Source organism: Variovorax sp. 38R, from assembly GCF_014843395.1.
Classification (GTDB): Bacteria; Pseudomonadota; Gammaproteobacteria; order Burkholderiales; family Burkholderiaceae_C; genus Variovorax; species Variovorax paradoxus_H.
The window spans coordinates 873,891-890,438 of the sequence record NZ_CP062121.1; the positions used below are offsets into that span (position 1 = coordinate 873,891).

The 16,548-nt window shown below is 67.2% G+C and carries 14 protein-coding genes and 1 pseudogene; 12 read left to right on the forward strand and 3 right to left on the reverse strand.

Annotation, left to right across the window (positions count from 1 at the left end; all coding sequences use genetic code 11):
* Positions 1-114: 114 nt before the first annotated feature.
* Genes IG196_RS03875 through IG196_RS03890 form a run of 4 tightly spaced genes read left to right on the forward strand, consistent with a single transcriptional unit; the run spans position 115 to position 5,111 of the window.
* The gene (locus IG196_RS03875) at positions 115-1,125 is read left to right on the forward strand and encodes an ABC transporter substrate-binding protein (protein ID WP_192195101.1); all 1,011 of its coding nucleotides are present in this window, start codon (positions 115-117) and stop codon (positions 1,123-1,125) included.
* Complete coding sequence (locus IG196_RS03880; RefSeq protein WP_192195102.1) at positions 1,126-3,399, forward strand: ABC transporter permease; 2,274 nt, start codon at positions 1,126-1,128, stop codon at positions 3,397-3,399.
* Positions 3,396-4,436, forward strand: coding sequence for an ABC transporter ATP-binding protein (locus IG196_RS03885; RefSeq protein WP_192195103.1), 1,041 nt, complete (start codon positions 3,396-3,398; stop codon positions 4,434-4,436). Before IG196_RS03880 ends, IG196_RS03885 begins: the two co-directional genes overlap by 4 nt.
* A gap of 12 nt (positions 4,437-4,448) precedes the next feature.
* Entirely contained in the window at positions 4,449-5,111 is a 663-nt protein-coding gene (locus IG196_RS03890) for an HAD family hydrolase (RefSeq protein ID WP_192195104.1), read from the forward strand.
* Here the strand turns inward: IG196_RS03890 and IG196_RS03895 are convergent.
* A complete protein-coding gene (locus tag IG196_RS03895; protein ID WP_192195105.1) occupies positions 5,057-5,728 on the reverse strand; it encodes a lipocalin family protein in 672 nt (223 codons plus the stop codon). The genes IG196_RS03890 and IG196_RS03895 overlap by 55 nt on opposite strands.
* 244 nt (positions 5,729-5,972) lie before the next feature.
* Here IG196_RS03895 and tal point away from each other — a divergent pair, with 244 nt between their 5' ends.
* The 3 genes from tal to IG196_RS03910 all read left to right on the forward strand — a co-directional run bounded on the left by tal (position 5,973) and on the right by IG196_RS03910 (position 8,991).
* The gene (tal, locus tag IG196_RS03900; RefSeq protein ID WP_192195106.1) at positions 5,973-6,929 is read left to right on the forward strand and encodes a transaldolase; all 957 of its coding nucleotides are present in this window, start codon (positions 5,973-5,975) and stop codon (positions 6,927-6,929) included.
* 2 nt (positions 6,930-6,931) lie between these two features.
* Positions 6,932-8,485 (forward strand): glucose-6-phosphate isomerase, encoded by a 1,554-nt coding sequence (gene pgi / locus IG196_RS03905; protein WP_192195107.1) that lies wholly within the window; start codon positions 6,932-6,934, stop codon positions 8,483-8,485.
* A 173-nt stretch (positions 8,486-8,658) separates the two neighbouring features.
* Positions 8,659-8,991 carry a DUF805 domain-containing protein gene (locus IG196_RS03910; protein WP_062472662.1) on the forward strand — a complete coding sequence of 111 codons (333 nt, stop codon included), beginning with the start codon at positions 8,659-8,661 and terminating at the stop codon, positions 8,989-8,991.
* 54 nt (positions 8,992-9,045) lie between these two features.
* On the opposite strand, the gene IG196_RS03915 is transcribed toward IG196_RS03910, so the two are convergent.
* Together IG196_RS03915 and IG196_RS03920 are read right to left on the reverse strand one after the other, a co-directional pair.
* On the reverse strand, positions 9,046-10,083 hold the full coding sequence (locus IG196_RS03915; protein ID WP_225616916.1) for a 4-hydroxythreonine-4-phosphate dehydrogenase PdxA: 1,038 nt from the start codon (positions 10,081-10,083) through the stop codon (positions 9,046-9,048).
* 69 nt (positions 10,084-10,152) lie between these two features.
* Positions 10,153-11,133, reverse strand: coding sequence for a Bug family tripartite tricarboxylate transporter substrate binding protein (locus IG196_RS03920; protein ID WP_192195109.1), 981 nt, complete (start codon positions 11,131-11,133; stop codon positions 10,153-10,155).
* A 93-nt stretch (positions 11,134-11,226) separates the two neighbouring features.
* On the opposite strand from IG196_RS03920, the gene IG196_RS03925 reads away from it, so the two are divergent.
* From IG196_RS03925 to IG196_RS03945, 5 genes and pseudogenes are all read left to right on the forward strand, one after another.
* Positions 11,227-12,168, forward strand: coding sequence for a LysR family transcriptional regulator (locus tag IG196_RS03925; RefSeq protein ID WP_192195110.1), 942 nt, complete (start codon positions 11,227-11,229; stop codon positions 12,166-12,168).
* A 175-nt stretch (positions 12,169-12,343) separates the two neighbouring features.
* A complete protein-coding gene (locus tag IG196_RS03930; protein ID WP_192195111.1) occupies positions 12,344-13,654 on the forward strand; it encodes an ABC transporter substrate-binding protein in 1,311 nt (436 codons plus the stop codon).
* 58 nt (positions 13,655-13,712) lie between these two features.
* Complete coding sequence (locus IG196_RS03935) at positions 13,713-14,570, forward strand: carbohydrate ABC transporter permease (protein WP_099795241.1); 858 nt, start codon at positions 13,713-13,715, stop codon at positions 14,568-14,570.
* Positions 14,571-14,580: 10 nt separating this feature from the next.
* Entirely contained in the window at positions 14,581-15,405 is an 825-nt protein-coding gene (locus tag IG196_RS03940) for a carbohydrate ABC transporter permease (RefSeq protein ID WP_099795242.1), read from the forward strand.
* Positions 15,406-15,423: 18 nt separating this feature from the next.
* A pseudogene (locus IG196_RS03945) lies at positions 15,424-16,461 on the forward strand (ABC transporter ATP-binding protein).
* The last annotated feature ends 87 nt before the right edge of the window (positions 16,462-16,548 follow it).

The window sequence follows — 16,548 nt, forward strand, 5'->3', positions numbered from 1 at the left end:
CAGGCCGTGTGCCAGTCGCGATGGTACTTCTACCGATTCGGCACACCTGTACTAAAGCTACGCTGACCCAAGGCCGCAAGGCCTTTTTTTATGGCCGATGCAGGGGAATATCAAATGAAGAAGCTTTTCACGGCAGCCGCGCTGCTGGGTCTGTCGGCCGCAGCGTCGGCGCAAACCGTCAACGTCATCTGCTCGGTGCAGGCCGAGTGGTGCAACGTGATCTCCACCGTCTACGCCCGCACCACGGGCGTGCGGATCAACATGGCGCTCAAGGGCTCGGGCGAGGCGCTGGCCCAGCTCATCGCCGAGAAGGACAACCCCAAGACCGACGTCTGGTTCGGCGGCACGGGCGACCCGCACCTGCAGGCGGCCGAGCAGGGGCTCACGCTCGAATACAAGTCGCCCACGCTGCCGCAGCTGCACCCCTGGGCGCAGCAGCAGGCCAAGCAGTCGGGCTACAAGACCGTGGGCATCTACTCGGGCCCGTTGGGCTTCGGCTACAACCCCGAGCTGCTGGGCAAGAAGAAGCTGCCCGTGCCCAAGACCTGGGCCGACCTGCTCAAGCCCGAGTACAAGGGCGACATCCAGGTGGCCAACCCGGCTTCCAGCGGCACGGCCTACACCATGATCGCCACGCTGGTGCAGCTCATGGGCGAGGACAAGGCCTTCGACTACCTCAAGGCGCTGCACAAGAACGTCGGCCAGTACACCCGCTCGGGCACCGGCCCGATCAAGGCGGTGGCGCGCGGCGAAACCGCGATCTCCATCAGCTTCGTGCACGACGGCCCGGGCGAGAAGATGCAGGGCTTTCCGGTCGAGACCATCACGCCCAGCGACGGCACCGGCGCCGAGATCGGCTCCATGAGCATCATCAAAGGCGCGCGCAACCTCGACGCCGCCAAGAAGTTCTACGAATGGGCGCTCACGCCCGCCGCGCAGGAACTGGGCGCCGCCAACAAGCAGTTCCAGCTGCCGAGCAACGCGACCGCCAAGCTCGACCCGCGCATTCCCGATTTCAAGAAGATCAAGTTCATCAACTACGACTACGCCAAGTACGGCGCCAGCGCCGAGCGCCGCCGTCTGATCGCGCGCTGGGAAAAAGACGTCAATTCGCTGCCGCGCTAAGTGGAAGCGCGTTCCAACGACAGCGCACCGGTCAACCCGGCGTCTCTCGCGGCCGCCCGGCGCGCGCGGCACTGGATCTGGGCCTGGGTCGTGCTGGGCTTTGCGGCCTACCTCGTGCTGCCCTGGTATGCGATCCAGGATGCGACCTGGTACGAAGCCGTTCCGCAGGTGTTCGGCAGTGCAGAGGGCGCCAATGGCCTGATGCAGGCGGCCACGCAGGGCCGCAGCTGGCTCTTCATCGGGCTGGCCGGTTTGCTGCTGTGCGCCGTCGGTGCAGCCTTGCCGGCCGGCAAGGCGCAGGGGCGCTGGCTGCTGGCGGGCGGCGCGATCGGCGCCATCGGCCTGGCCGTGGCGGGCTTCACCATCGGCGCGCGCGGCTGGAGCGTCGCGGCGCTCAACACGCAGTTCGGCGAGCTGGCCGTCAACCAGTTCGGCATCGGCGCGGGCGGCTTCGTGGCGCTCACGGCGCTGGTGCTGCTGGCGGCCTTCGGCATTGCGCGGCTCGGCCTGTTCAAGGGCGACCTGTTCGTGGCGGCGGCGGTGGTCGGCTGCGGCGTGCTGATGGCGCTGTTCATCGCCTACCCGGTGAGCAAGGCGCTGTCGGGCGCCTTCTTCAACGAAGACGGGCAATGGTCGATGGCTGCCTTCGTCGCACGCGTGTTCACCGAGCGCATCTGGGGTCTGGGTTGCCTGGCGGGCGGCGTGCGCTGCGGCGTGGCGTGGAACACGCTGGTGCTGGCGCTGCTCACCGCAGCCGGCACCACCTTCCTGGGCACGCTGATGGCGCTGATGGCCGAGCGCGGCAACCGGCGCGGACAGGGTGTGCTGCGGGTGCTGGCGCTGTTGCCGATCATCACGCCGCCGTTCGTCGTCGGCCTCGGCCTGATCCTGTTGTTCGGTCGCGCGGGCATCGTCAACCAGGTGCTCGAAAGCGTGTTCGGCATCGAGCCCACACGGTGGTTCTACGGCATGCCGGGCGTGCTGGTGGCGCAGCTGTTCGCCTTCACGCCCATCGCCTTCATGATCATGCGCGGCGTGGTGCAGGGCATCGCACCCAGCCTCGAAGAAGCCGCGCAGATGCTGCGCGCCGACCGCCGCCGCGCCTTTTTCACCGTCACGCTGCCGCTGCTCAAGCCCGGGCTGGCCAACGCCTTCCTGGTCGGCTTCATCGAGAGCATGGCCGACTTCGGCAACCCGGTGGTGGTGGGTGGCCAGTTCTCGGTGCTGTCGACCGACATCTTCTTTGCCATCGTCGGCGCGCAGTACGACCAGGGTCGCGCGGCCTCGCTGGCCTGGGTGCTCACGCTGTTCGCGCTCGGTGTGTTCGCGCTGCAGCGCGGGGTGCTCGGCAAGCAGAACTACACGACCGTGAGCGGCAAGGGCGACGCCGGCATCGCGATGGCGCTGCCCGACGGCGTGCGCCGCACCATCCAGTGCATCGCGCTGCCGTGGATCGCCTTCACCGCCGTGGTCTACCTGTTCGCCTTCGCGGGCGGCTTCGTGCAGACCTGGGGGCGCGATTACAGCTTCACGCTCAACCACTTCAAGAGCGCCTTCGCGCTGGAGTGGGGCCAGTTCGGGCTGGTGTGGGCCGGCACCGCGTGGAACTCGCTGATCACCACGCTCAAGCTGGCCGGCATCTCGGCGCCGATCACCGCGGCGCTCGGTTTGCTGATCGCCTGGCTGCTGGCGCGCAACGAGTTCAAGGGGCAGGGCCTCTTCGAGTTCGGCGCGCTGCTGGCCTTTGCGATCCCGGGCACGGTGCTCGGCGTGAGCTACATCCTGGCCTTCAACGTGCCGCCGTTCGAGCTCACGGGCACGGGGCTCATCATCGTGCTGTGCTTCATGTTCCGCAATTTGCCGGTGGGTGTTCGGGCCGGCACGGCGGCTTTCAAGCAACTCGACCGCTCGCTCGACGAAGCCTCGCTGATGCTGCGCGCCTCGACCTCGCAGACCTTGTTCAAGGTGGTGCTGCCGCTGCTCAAGCCGGCGCTGGTGGCGGCGCTGGTCTACAGCTTCGTGCGCGCCATGACGACGGTGAGCGCCGTGATCTTTCTGGTCACGGCCGAGAACGAACTGGCCACCACCTACATCATCGGCCGCGTCGGCAACGGCGACTACGGCATCGCGCTCGCGTACTGCACGGTGCTCATGGTACTGATGTCGCTGGCGATTGCGCTGGTGCAGTTCGTGGTGGGGGAGCGCAAGCTGGGGCGGCGCGGCACGGCGCCTCCGCATGAGGGTCATCACAAAATGGAAAGCCTGGCAGCATGAACGGCATCGAATTCCGCAACGTCACCAAGCGCTACGGCACGGACAAGAACGGGCCGATGGCCGTCAAGGGCATCAGCTTCGAGGTGCCGGTCGGCACGCTCACCACCATCCTCGGCCCCTCGGGCTGCGGCAAGACAACCACGCTGCGCATGATCGCGGGGCTCGAGTCGCCGACCTCGGGCTCGATCTTCATGGGCGGGCGCGACGTCACGACGCTCGGCCCGGGCGAGCGCAACGTGAGCATGATGTTCCAGAGCTACGCGCTGTTCCCGCACATGAACGTGATCGAGAACGTGGGCTACGGCCTGCGCATGAGCGGCGTGAAAAAGGACGAGGCCACGGTGCGGGCGCGCGAGGCGCTCAAGGGCGTCGGCCTGGTCGGCTTTGACGAGCGCCTGCCCAGCGAGTTGTCGGGTGGCCAGCAGCAGCGCGTGGCCCTGGCGCGCGCGCTGGTGCTCGAGCCTGCGGTGCTGCTGTTCGACGAGCCGCTGTCCAACCTCGACGCCCGCCTGCGGCGCGAGATGCGCGAGGAAATCCGCTCGCTGCAGCAGCGTCTGAAGCTCACCGTGGCCTATGTGACGCACGACCAGAGCGAGGCGTTGGCCGTCAGCGACCAGATCATCGTGATGGACCACGGCGTGATCGCCCAGCGCGGCACGCCCGAGCAGCTCTACGGCCGCCCCGAGAGCGAATTCGTCGCCGGCTTCATGGGCGAAGCGATGGTGTTCCCGGCCGTGGCGCAGGCCGACGGCAGCGTCACGCTCGGCCCGCTGCGGCTGCAGCCGCGCTACGCGGTGGCGCCCGGTACGGTGAAGGTGGCGGTGCGGCCCGAGGCCTGGGACATCGGCGCGCTCGACGGTCTGCCCGCCACGCTGCGCAAGGCGGCCTACCTCGGCAGCTACTACGAATACGGCTTCGACACCCCGCTGGGGCCGGTCTTCGTGGTGTCGACCGACCTGTCGCGCCCGCTGGCGGCGGGCACGCAGACCACCCTGTCACTCGGAACCCATGGCGTGAGCGTGGTGCCCGGCGCATGAAACAATGGCGCCATGAACGTGGTTTTCGATCTTGGCGCCGTGCTGTTCGCCTGGGAGCCGACACGGCTGGTCCAGGCCCATCTTGCCCCTCACGCCCCCACTGAAGCCGCTGCCGCGGCCTTGGGCCGGGCCCTTTTCCATCACGACGACTGGACCGGCTTCGACTGCGGCACCCGCACGCTGGACGACGCGATCGCCCGCATGTCGGCCCGCTTGGCGCTGCCGTCCGAGTCGTTGCACGCCATGCTCGACGGGCTCGGCGAGCGGCTGGAGCCCATCGACGTCACGCTGGAGATGCTCGAACAACTCATCGCCCAGCGCGACGCCGGCGAGCCGCTGCGGCTGTACTACCTGTCGAACATGCCCGCGCCGTTTGCCCGCGCCCTCGAGCGCCGGCACGCGTTCATGCGGCGTTTCGACGGCGGCGTGTTCTCGGGCGACGTGAAGTTTCTCAAGCCGGAGCGCGAGATCTACGAGGTGCTGGCCATGCGCCACGGCCTCGACCCCGAGCAGACCGTGTTCATCGACGACTCGGCCGCCAACGTCGAGATGGCGCGCGCCTTCGGCTGGCACGCCATCCATTGCACCGCGCCGGCCATGCTGCCGTCGCAGCTGCAGCGCTACCTGCCGGTGAGCACCACCTTGTCGGTGTCGAACCCCAGGCTGCGGGCGTAGTCCAGCTCGGCCTGCAGCGCGTCGTCTTCGAGGCGCGGCGCGCGCGACAGCACCCAGAGGTATTCACGGTCGGGCGTGCCGACCAGCGCCACCTGGTAGTCGCGGTCGAGCTTCAAGATCCAGTAGTCGCCCCACACCAGCGGCAGCCAGCCCATCCACGCGGGCGCAAAGCGCACCTGCAGCCGGCCCGCGCCGGGCTGGCCGGCCACAGGCACCACCCGCGCACTGCCGATGGCCTCGTCGAAGTTGCCGTCGGCGCGCACGCAGCGGTTGCGCACCTGCATGGTTCCATCGGGCTGCGGGATGTACTCGGCGCTCACCGGGCCGGCGCACTGTTTCTGGAACCGGTTGGGCAGCCGGGCCTGTTCGTGCCAGAGGCCGGCGTAGCGGTGCAGGTCGACCGGCGCCACCACCTGCAGCGGCGCACGCATCAGCGGGGCGCCGTCGGCCGGGCCGGCGGGCCGGGCACGGGCCGTGCGTGCGGCGCCCAGCGCGTACCAGGTGGCCACGCCGCCCACGACGAAGGCGGTGGCCATGGCGCCGATCGCGTGGCTGGTGCGGCGGTCGTCGAAGGGGCGGCCGGCAACGGGCGCGGGGCGAGGGTGGCGAGAGGTCATGGGGGCTCCTGAGGGGAAAGTCTCGTTCGGCAAGTTGCCGCGTCCGCTTCAGGGTAGCCCCCGACCCGGGCCGGTTGCCGTCAGCCACGGACCACAGCCCCTGTAGGGCAGGGCGGCCGACAACCCTTCGGGCCGCAGGCCGATGGAGCTTCGCGAAAACCCGTGCTACGGTTCGCATGAAAACATCGCCCGATGCGCAACTGCGTGCAGGACTTGTCACCCCCCTCCCCGGATAATTGATTTCATGAACCAACTCGATGCACTCCGCCAGTGGACCACCGTGGTTGCCGACACCGGCGACTTCAAGCAGCTCAGCATTTCCAAGCCGCAGGACGCGACCACCAACCCGTCGCTGATCCTCAAGGCCGTGCAGAAGGCCGAGTACCGGCCGCTGCTCGACGAGACCGTGAAAGCACATGCCGGCAAACCGCTCGACGAGGTCATCGACCGCCTGCTGGTGCGCTTCGGCACCGAAATCCTCTCCATCATTCCGGGCCGCGTGTCCACCGAAGTCGACGCCCGCCTCTCGTTCGACACCGCCGCCACCGTGGCCCGCGGCGAGCGCATCGTGGCGCTGTACAAGGCCGAAGGCATCGACACCGAGAAGCGCCTGCTGATCAAGGTTGCCTCCACCTGGGAAGGCATCGAGGCCGCGCGCCTGCTCCAGCAGAAGGGCATCCGCACCAATCTCACGCTGCTGTTCTCGTTCGCGCAGGCCGTGGCCTGCGGCGCGGCCGGCGTGCAGCTCATCTCGCCTTTCGTGGGCCGCATCTACGACTGGTACAAGAAGTCGGCCGGTGCCAAGTGGGACGAAGCGGCCAATGCCGGCGCCAACGACCCGGGCGTGCAGTCGGTGCGCGAGATCTTCAACTACTACAAGCAGCAGGGCATCCAGACCGAGGTCATGGGCGCGAGCTTCCGCAATGTGGGGCAGATCCAGGCGCTCGCCGGCTGCGACCTGCTGACCATCAGCCCCGAGCTGCTGGCCGAACTGGCCGCGAGCAACGAGCCGCTCACGCACGCGCTCGACGCCAAGGCTGCCGCGAGCGGCAACGCCGAGAAGGTGAGCTACGACGAGGCCGGCTTCCGCTTCGCACTCAACGAAGACGCCATGGCCACCGAGAAGCTCGCCGAGGGCATCCGCGCTTTCGCGGCCGACGCCGTGAAGCTCGAAAAGCTCATGCAGGAAAGCGGCAAGTAAACATGACCATGACCCTGCGCTGTGACCGCGCGCCGGCCTGGGCGCAACTGCAGTCCAGCTTCGACACGGCCGGTCGCCAGTTCGATCTTCGCCATGCCTTCGTGGACGACACCGGGCGCTTCGCGCGCTTCAGCCAGGAGGCGCCCCACGTCTTTGCCGACCTGTCGAAGAACCTGATCGACGCGCGCACCGAGGCGCTGCTGTTCACGCTCGCGCGCGAATGCGGCCTCGAGGCCCACCGCGACGCCCTGTTCGCGGGCGCGCACATCAACAACACCGAAGACCGCGCCGTGCTGCACACGCTGCTGCGCGCGCCGGCCGATGCGGCCACCGGCCGCCAGACGGCCCACGAGCTGCGCGAGGTGCACGCCACGCTCGACGCCATGCTGGCCTACGCCGAAAAGGTGCGCAGTGACCACACGATCACCGACGTGGTCAACATCGGCATCGGCGGTTCCGACCTCGGCCCGCAGATGGCGGTGCTGGCGCTTGCGGAGTTCGTGGCGCCGGGCAAGCGCTTTCACTTCGTCTCGAACGTCGACGGCCACGAGCTGGCGGGCGTGCTGAAGGGTCTGGCGCCCGAGCACACGCTGTTCCTGGTCGCCTCCAAGACCTTCACCACGGCCGAGACGATGACCAACGCGCTCTCGGCCAAGCGCTGGTACGAGCAATCGGGCGGCACCGACATCGCAGGCCACTTCGCCGCACTCACGACGAATGTCGAGGCCGCGAACAAGTTCGGCATCGCCACCACCTTCGGCTTCTGGGACTGGGTGGGCGGCCGCTATTCGCTGTGGTCGGCCATCGGCCTGCCGATTGCACTGGCCATCGGCGCCGACGGCTTTCGCCGGCTGCTGGCAGGCGCGCATGCGATGGACGAGCACTTCCGCACCGCGCCGCTCGAGCAGAACCTGCCAGTGCGCCTGGGCCTGCTCGACGTCTGGTACCGCAACTTCCACCGCTTCACGAGCCGCAGCATCGCGCCGTACCACAGCGCCTTGAAGCGCGTGCCGGCCTACCTGCAGCAGCTCGAGATGGAGAGCAACGGCAAGCAGGTCGACGCGAGCGGCGCGCCGCTGGCCTTCGGCACTTCGCCCGTGCTTTGGGGCGAGCCCGGTACCAACGGGCAGCACGCGTACTTCCAGATGCTGCACCAGGGCACCGACGTGATCCCGCTCGAATTCATGGCGGTGCGCGACGCCTCGCACGACCTCGACGGCCACCATTCCAAGCTGCTCGCCAATGCGCTCGCGCAGGCGCAGGCGCTGATGGTCGGCAAGCTCGACGAAGGCGGCCACAAGAACTTTCCGGGCAACCGGCCGAGCACCTTCTTCGTGTTCGAGAAGCTCACGCCCGAAGCACTGGGCGCCTTCCTCGCGATGTACGAGCACCGCGTGTTCACCAGCGGCGCGCTGTGGGGCATCAACAGCTTCGACCAGTGGGGCGTGGAGCTTGGCAAGGTGCTGGCGCGCGACATCGAACCGCGCCTCGCTTCGGGCGATGTCTCGGGGCTCGACGCCTCGACGGCCGGCCTGCTGAAGCGGCTGAGCGCCTGACGGCACACGTCACTGCAAGCTTCGCAAGCCTTGGCCAAACGCTCTATTCGCTAGGCCGTTAGACCATTGGTTTGCAGCGTGGTGGCCGGTTTGGTCGAGTTTGTCGTTGCACAGTGCGCCGATATGATGGCCCCGGGGGAATTTCCCTGGGATTCATCAAGAGGAGCGAGTCAATGGACTTTCAAACAGCGGTCAAGACGTGCATCGCCAAGTACACCGATTTCACCGGTCGTGCGTCGCGTTCCGAGTTCTGGTGGTTTTTTCTGGCCCAGTTCGGCGTGCTCGTCGTGACGGGCCTGATTCATGAGTACGTGTATTTCATCGCAGCGCTGGCCCTGCTTCTGCCCGCACTCGCGGTGGGTGTGCGCCGCCTGCACGACATCGGCAAGAGCGGCTGGTTCCTGCTGCTGTCGATCATCCCGCTGATCAACTTGGTGCTGATCTACTTCTTCGTTCAGCCGTCGCAGCCGGAGAGCAATGCTTACGGCGAACCGCCGAGCGCCTGATCTTTCCCCTCAAGGGCCGCACATGCGGCCCTTTTCTTTTGCGGCGCAAGCAGCTCAGGCCACCGCCGTTTCGACGGACGCTGGTGCAGCAGGCGCGCCGCTCGCCATCCGCACGCACAGGTCGAAGGCCTGCTGCAGCCCTTCGATCTGCGCCATGCCCTTGCCGGCAATGTCGAAGGCGCTGCCGCTGGCCGATGTCGCCACCGGCACCGGCAGCCCGCCGTGCAAGGTCACGCCCTGTTCGAAGCCCATGAGCTTCATCGCGATCTGGCCCTGGTCGTGGTACATCGACACCACCGCGTCCACGTCGCCGCGTCGTGCGCCGATGAACACGGTGTCGGGCGAGAACGGGCCGCGCGCGTCGTAGCCCTCGGCGCGCAGCTGTTCGATGGCGGGCGCGATGATCTCGATCTCTTCCATGCCGATCGAGCCGCCATCGCCCGCGTGCGGGTTGAGCCCGGTCACCGCGATGCGCGGCTGGGCCACGCCGGCGCGGCGCAGTGTCGACGCGATGATCTTCACGGCGTCGCTCACGCCTTCCACCGTGATGTGCCGTGCCACGTCCTTCAGCGGAATGTGCGAGGTCACGCGCGAGGTCCACAGCGATCCGGTGAGGTTGAACTCGCAGACGAAGCTGGTCACGGCGAAGCGTTCCTGCATGTAGCGCAGTTCGTCCTCGTGCGTCAGGCCTCCGAGCCGCAGTGAATGCTTGTTGAGGGGCGCGAAGAGGATCGCATCCGCTTGGCCGCGTCGCACGGCCACGGTCGCGTCTTCGAGCGCCTGGAACGAGGCCCGGCCCGAGCGTTCGTTCGACTCGCCGAGCACCGGCTCCTCGCCCGCCATCCAGTCGCGTGTGAGGAGGCTGAGCCGGCCGTCCTCGAAGCGCAGGTCGTCGAGGGTGTTGACCGGCAGCGGCGCCAGCTTCACGCCCGCCACGCGCTCGCCCGCGGCCAGCACAACGGGGTCGGCGATCAGCAGCACGCGCGCGGCGTCGAGGTTGCGCTGGCGCGCGAGCAGCTTCACGGCCATCTCGGGGCCGACGCCGCTGGGGTCGCCGAGCAGCACGGCGATGCGGGGTTTGGCGGAGGTCACGCTCGGGGTTGTCGATGGGGTTGGCATGGTCGGCAATGGATGTGGGGAAAAGAGAAGGGAAGGGCGGCCTCACTCGGCCTTGATGCGCGCCGCGCGCACGAGCTGGCCGTAGTGGTCGAACTCCTGCTTGTTCATCGCCGCGAAGGGCTCGCCGATCAGCGTGCCGGGCTCGCCGCCGAGTGCCTTGATGCGCGACTGCACGTCTGCCAGGTTCATCGTGCGCGTGAGTTCGGCGCTCAGCCGCTCGATGGCGGCGCGCGGCGTGCCGGCCGTCACGTACAGGCCGTACCAGGTCGACACGTCGGCGCCCTTGATGCCTTGCTCGGCGAGCGTGGGCACGTCGGGCAGCTCGGGCGAGCGCTGTGGCGCGCTCACGGCCAGCGCGCGGAACTTGCCGGCGCGGATCTGGCCCATGGCCGAGGAGGTGCTGTCGAACATCATCTCGACCTCGCCCGAGATGATGTCGATGTGCGCCTGCGAGCTGCCCTTGTAGGGTACGTGGATCGAGGTCATGCCCGTGGCCAGGTTGAAGGCCTCGCCGCCCACGTGCTGCGTGCTGCCGATGCCCGACGACGCGTACTTGAAGCCGCCCGGCTTGGCGGCCATGGCGGCCAGCAGGTCCTTCACCGATCGGTAGGGCGAGTTGGCCGACACCACCAGCACGTTGGGCATCACGGCCACGAGGCCGATGGGTTGCAGGTCTTTCAGCGGGTCGTACTTGAGCTTGAGGATGTGCGGCGCCACGGCCTGCGCCGTGTTGGTGGCCAGCAGCAGCGTGGCGCCGTCGGCCGGCGCGCGGGCCGTGAGTTCGCCGGCGATGGTGTTCGAGGCACCGGGGCGGTTTTCCACCGTCACGGGCTGCTTGAGCACGGGCGCGAACTTGTCGGCCAGCACGCGCGCGAGGATGTCGGTGCCGCCGCCCGGCGAGGCGCCGACCAGGATGCGCAGCGGCTTGTCGGGGTAGGCCGGCTGTGCGCCCGCGCTCAGGCAGGCGGCCAGCGCCAGCAGCGCCGCCACGCCGGCACCGCGGGCCAGGGGAAAGAAGGTCATCGCGTCGTCTCCTGCTTGTTGTGGCCTCGAGCCTAAGGAGCTTCTGGCACGCGATCCAATCGAAAAAGGCCGAAGCTCCATATACTTTTGTGCATGAACACAGGCCTCACGGACGCTTCGCTGATGCTCCATGTCCGGCCGCGCCAGCTGCTGTTGCTGGCCCGGCTCGACGCGCACCGCCACCTCGGCCGCGCGGCCGAGGCCATGAACATCAGCCAGCCTGCGGCCACCAAGTTGCTGCAGCAACTGGAGGAGTCGCTGGGCGAACAGCTCTTCGAGCGTTCGGCGCGTGGCATGGCGCCCACGCCCTACGGCGAGATCCTCATCCGCTACGCCCGCCGCGTGCTCAGCGACTTCGGCACCGCGCGCGAGGAAATGCTCGCGCTGCGCTCGGGCCTCAGCGGGGCGCTGCGCGTGGGCAGCGTGCCGGGCGCGGTGCCCGAGCTGCTGGCACCGGCGCTGGTGGCGTACCACCTGCGCCATCCGCAGGTGGCCGTGTCGGTGGTGGTCGAGACCAGCGACGTGATGCAGGCGCAGCTCGAGCAGGGCGATGTCGACCTCGTGCTGGGTCGCCTCACCGACGGGCACGACGAGGCCAAGTACGCGAGCGTGCCGCTGCTGGGCGAATCGCAGGTGGTCGTGGTGCGCGCGGCGCATCCGGTGTTCGAGCGCGCGGCCACGGTCACGCTGGCCGAGATGGCGAACTGGTCGTGGGTGCTGCAGCCGCCGGGGTCGCCGCAGCGCGGGCGCTTCGAGGCGGCGATGCGCGAGGCGGGCATCCAGGCGCGGCTGGACATCATCGAAACAGCATCGCCCATCGCCATCACGGCCCTGCTGGAGAACTCCGACATGGCCGCCGTCATGCCGGCCTCGCAGGCCAACCACTACGGCCGGCTGGGCGTGCTGCGCACGGTGCCGGTGGAGCTGCCGGTGCGCGTGCCACCGATCTGCCTGATCACCCGCGAAGACCGCGCGCTGTCGCCGGCCGCCGCGCAGTTCCGGCGCCAGCTGCTGGGTGGCGGCGGGCACGCCTGAGAACTTCAGACAGGCAGTTTTCCATCCTGAATTGCGTGAACTAGGGAATTCACTAGCCGACTGGTGCATGAAAGTACTGCCGGTAACCTTCCAAATACCAAACCCGCAAGCGCGTTTCTCCAGAATCCGGGCACGGCGACCACGCATCGGGGCGTCGCTCACCCAAGGAGACAACATGAAGCGCTTTCTGAAAGCGGGCCTCGCCCTCGCACTCATCGGCACGGGCCTCGTGTCCCACGCCGCCACCGAACTCGTGATCGCGACCGTCAACAACGGCCACATGATCGAGATGCAGAAGCTCACGCCCTTCTTCGAGAAGGCGAACCCCGACATCAAGCTCAAGTGGGTCACGCTCGAAGAAGGCACGCTGCGCCAGCGTGTGACCACCGACATCGCCACCAAGGGCGGCCAGTTCGACGTGATGACCATCGGCCTGTACGAAGCGCCGATCTGGTCGAAGAAGGGCTGGCTGCAGCCCATCGCCACCGATGCGGCCTACGACGTCGACGACCTGCTGCCCGCCATCCGCGCCGGCCTGTCGCACGAAGGCAAGCTGTACGCCGCACCGTTCTACGGCGAGAGCTCGATGCTCATGTACCGCAAGGACCTGGCCGACAAGGTCGGCTTCAAGATGCCCGAGCAGCCCACCTGGGCGCAGGTGAAGGAATTCGCCGGCAAGATCCATGACCCGAAGGGTGGCCTGTACGGCATGTGCCTGCGCGGCAAGCCGGGCTGGGGCGACAACATGGCCTTCCTGACCACGCTGGTCAACACCCACGGCGGCCAGTGGTTCGACATGCAGTGGAAACCGCAGATCGACACCAAGCCCTGGAAGGACGCGATCGGCTTCTACGTCGACCTCATGAAGGCCTACGGCCCGCCGGGCGCCTCGGCCAACAGCTTCAACGAGAACCTCGCGCTCTTCAACGAAGGCAAGTGCGGCATGTGGGTCGACGCGACCATCGCCGCCTCGTTCATCAGCGATCCCAAGCAGTCGAAGGTGGCCGACAAGGTGGCCTTCGCGCAAGCACCTGTCGCCGTGACGCCGAAGGGCGCGAACTGGCTGTGGACCTGGAACCTCGCCATTCCCGCCAGCTCGACCAAGGGCGCCGCGGCACAGACCTTCGTGAAGTGGGCGACTTCCAAGGAGTACGTCAACCTCGTCGCCAAGGAGCACGGCTGGGGCACGGTGCCCACCGGCACGCGCAAGTCGACCTATGCGAACCCCGAGTTCCAGAAGGTCGCCAAGTTCGCCGCCGCCGAGAAGAAGGCCATCGACAGCGCCAACCTCAGCGACAGCACCTTGCCGAAGTCGCCGTACGTCGGCGTGCAGTACGCAGCCATTCCCGAGTTCCAGGCCATCGGCGTGGCGGTGGGCCAGCAGATGAGCGCGGCGCTGTCGGGCAAGGTCACGGTCGACCAGGCGCTGAAGACCTCGCAGACCGCAGCGGAACGCGAGATGAAGAAGGCCGGCTACTACAAGTAAGCCGCGCTTCTTTCCCTCTCCCCGCGGGGAGAGGGCCGCAGCCCGAGAGGAACAGACCATGAAAAGACTCCTGCCCCGCGCCCTTATGGCGCCCGCCGTGCTCACGCTCTTCCTCTGGATGATCGTGCCGCTGCTGATGACGTTGTACTTCTCGTTCGTGAACTACAACCTCATGCAACCCGGCGAACGCACCTTCGCGGGCCTCGAGAACTTTCACTACTTCGTCACCGACCCCGACTTCTGGCCGGCCACGTGGAACACGCTGCTGCTCATCGGCAGCGTGATCGTCATCACGGTGGTGTTCGGCGTGCTGCTCGCGCTGCTGGTGAACGAACCCTTCCCGGGCCGCGGCATCGTGCGCGTGCTGCTGATTTCACCCTTCTTCGTCATGCCCGCAGTCAATGCGCTGCTGTGGAAGCACATGATGATGAACCCCATCTATGGTGTGCTGGCCGACCTGTGGCGCTTCTTCGGCGCGCAGCCGGTCGACTGGCTCACCGACGTGCCGCTGTTCTCCGTGATCATCATGGTGGCGTGGCAGTGGCTGCCTTTCGCCTGCCTGATCTTCATCACTTCGCTGCAGTCGCTCGACCGCGAGCAGATGGAAGCCGCGCGCATGGACGGCGCGAGTTCGTTCCAGCGTTTCTTCTATCTCACCATTCCGCACCTTGGCCGCCCGATGGCGGTCGTGATCATGATCGAGATGATCTTCCTGCTCAGCGTGTTCGCCGAGATCGCCATCACCACCAATGGCGGCCCGGGCAACGAGAGCACGAACATGACCTACATGATCTTCAAGCAGTCGCTCATGAATTTCGATGTGGGCGTGGCTTCGGCCGGTGCGCTGTTTGCGGTGGTGCTGGCGAACATCGTCGCGGTGTTCCTCATTCGCATCATCGGCAAGAACCTTGATTGAAGGAACGACCATGCAACCCAGCAACTTCCTTCCCCAGCTGCTGCGCACCGTCGGTGCGTGGGCTGTGGCGCTGCTTCTGTTCTTCCCGCTCGGCTGGCTGTTCCTCACGGCCTTCAAGACGGAACTGCAGGCCATTCATGTGCCGCCGCTGTTCATCTTCGAACCCACGCTCGACAACTTCGGCGAAGTGCAGCGCCGCAGCGACTACCTGCTGTATGCGCGCAACTCGCTCATCACCAGCCTGGGCTCGACCATCCTGGGCCTCCTGATCGCCGCGCCCGCCGCGTACTCGATGGCCTTCTTTCGCACGAAGAAGACGCGCGACATCCTCATGTGGATGCTCTCCACCAAGATGATGCCGGCCGTGGGCGCACTGGTGCCGATCTACGTGCTCGCACAGACCGCGGGCATGCTCGATTCGCTCACTGCGCTCACCATCGTGTTCACGCTGTCGAACCTGCCGATCATGGTGTGGATGCTCTACAGCGCCTACAAGGACATTCCGAACGAGATCCTCGAAGCGGCGCGCATGGACGGCGCGAGCCTGTGGACCGAGTTCCGCCATGTCGTGCTGCCGCTGTCGGTGGGCGGGCTCGCATCGACCGGCCTGCTGTGCCTGGTGCTGAGCTGGAACGAGGCCTTCTGGGCATTGAACCTCACCTCCGCCAAGGCCGGCACGCTGGCCACGCTCATCGCCTCGTACTCCAGCCCCGAAGGCCTGTTCTGGGCCAAGTTGTCGGCCGCCTCGCTGATGGCCATCGCGCCCATCGTCGTGTTCGGCTGGTTCAGCCAGAAGCAACTGGTGCAAGGCCTGACCTTCGGCGCCGTCAAGTAAAGAAAAGGGAGACATCTCATGGCCTACCTCGAACTCAAGAACATCAAGAAGAGCTTTGGTGACGTCAACATCATCAAGGGCGTCGACCTCGACATCCAGAAGGGCGAATTCATCGTCTTCGTCGGGCCTTCGGGCTGCGGCAAGTCGACGCTGCTGCGCCTGATTGCGGGGCTCGAGCCGATCACCAGCGGCAACCTGCTGCTCGACGGCAAGGACATCACCTGGGCGCCTTCGGGCAAACGCGACCTCGCGATGGTGTTCCAGAGCTAAGCGCTGTACCCGCACATGAGCGTGTACGACAACATGTCCTTCGCGCTCAAGCTCGCGGGCGTGGCCAAGAGCGAGATCAAGACCAAGGTCGAGCACGCGGCGAAGACGCTGAACCTCACGCAGTACCTCGACCGCACACCGAAAGACCTGTCGGGCGGTCAGCGCCAGCGCGTAGCCATCGGTCGCGCCATCGTTCGTGCACCGAAGGTGTTCCTGTTCGACGAGCCGCTGTCCAACCTCGACGCGGCGCTGCGCGGCAACACGCGCGTCGAAATCCACAAGCTGCACCGTGCGCTCGGTGCGACCACGATCTACGTGACGCACGATCAGGTCGAGGCCATGACGCTGGCCGACCGCGTGGTGGTGCTGAAAGACGGGCTCATCGAACAGGTCGGCACACCGCTCGAACTCTACGACCGCCCGGCCAATCAGTTCGTCGCGCAGTTCATCGGCATGCCGTCGATGAACATGGTGGCGGCGAGCGCGATCCCGAGCTTTTCCGCCGCGACCGGCGGGCGTTTGCCGAGCGATGGTTTCCTGGGCGTGCGTCCCGAAGGCCTGCGCGTGCATCCGAAGCAGGGCGCGGCCGCCGGTGTGCCGGGCCGCGTCGAGCTCATCGAGGCGCTGGGCGCCGACACGCTGATCCACGTGGACGTGGGCGGCGTGCCGCTCATTGCGCGCCAGAACGAGCGCACGCCGCTGCAGGCTGGCGACGACGTGGCGGTCGAGCTCGACCCGTCCGTGCTGCACCTGTTCAGCCGCGAAGGCCGCGCTGTGGCCGCCTGACCCGACGATCTTTCATCTTTCCCGGACCTTCCCCGTGACCCTCGCAGCAGCAGCGGCCCTCGTGCCCACCCCACCGGCGCCTTCTGA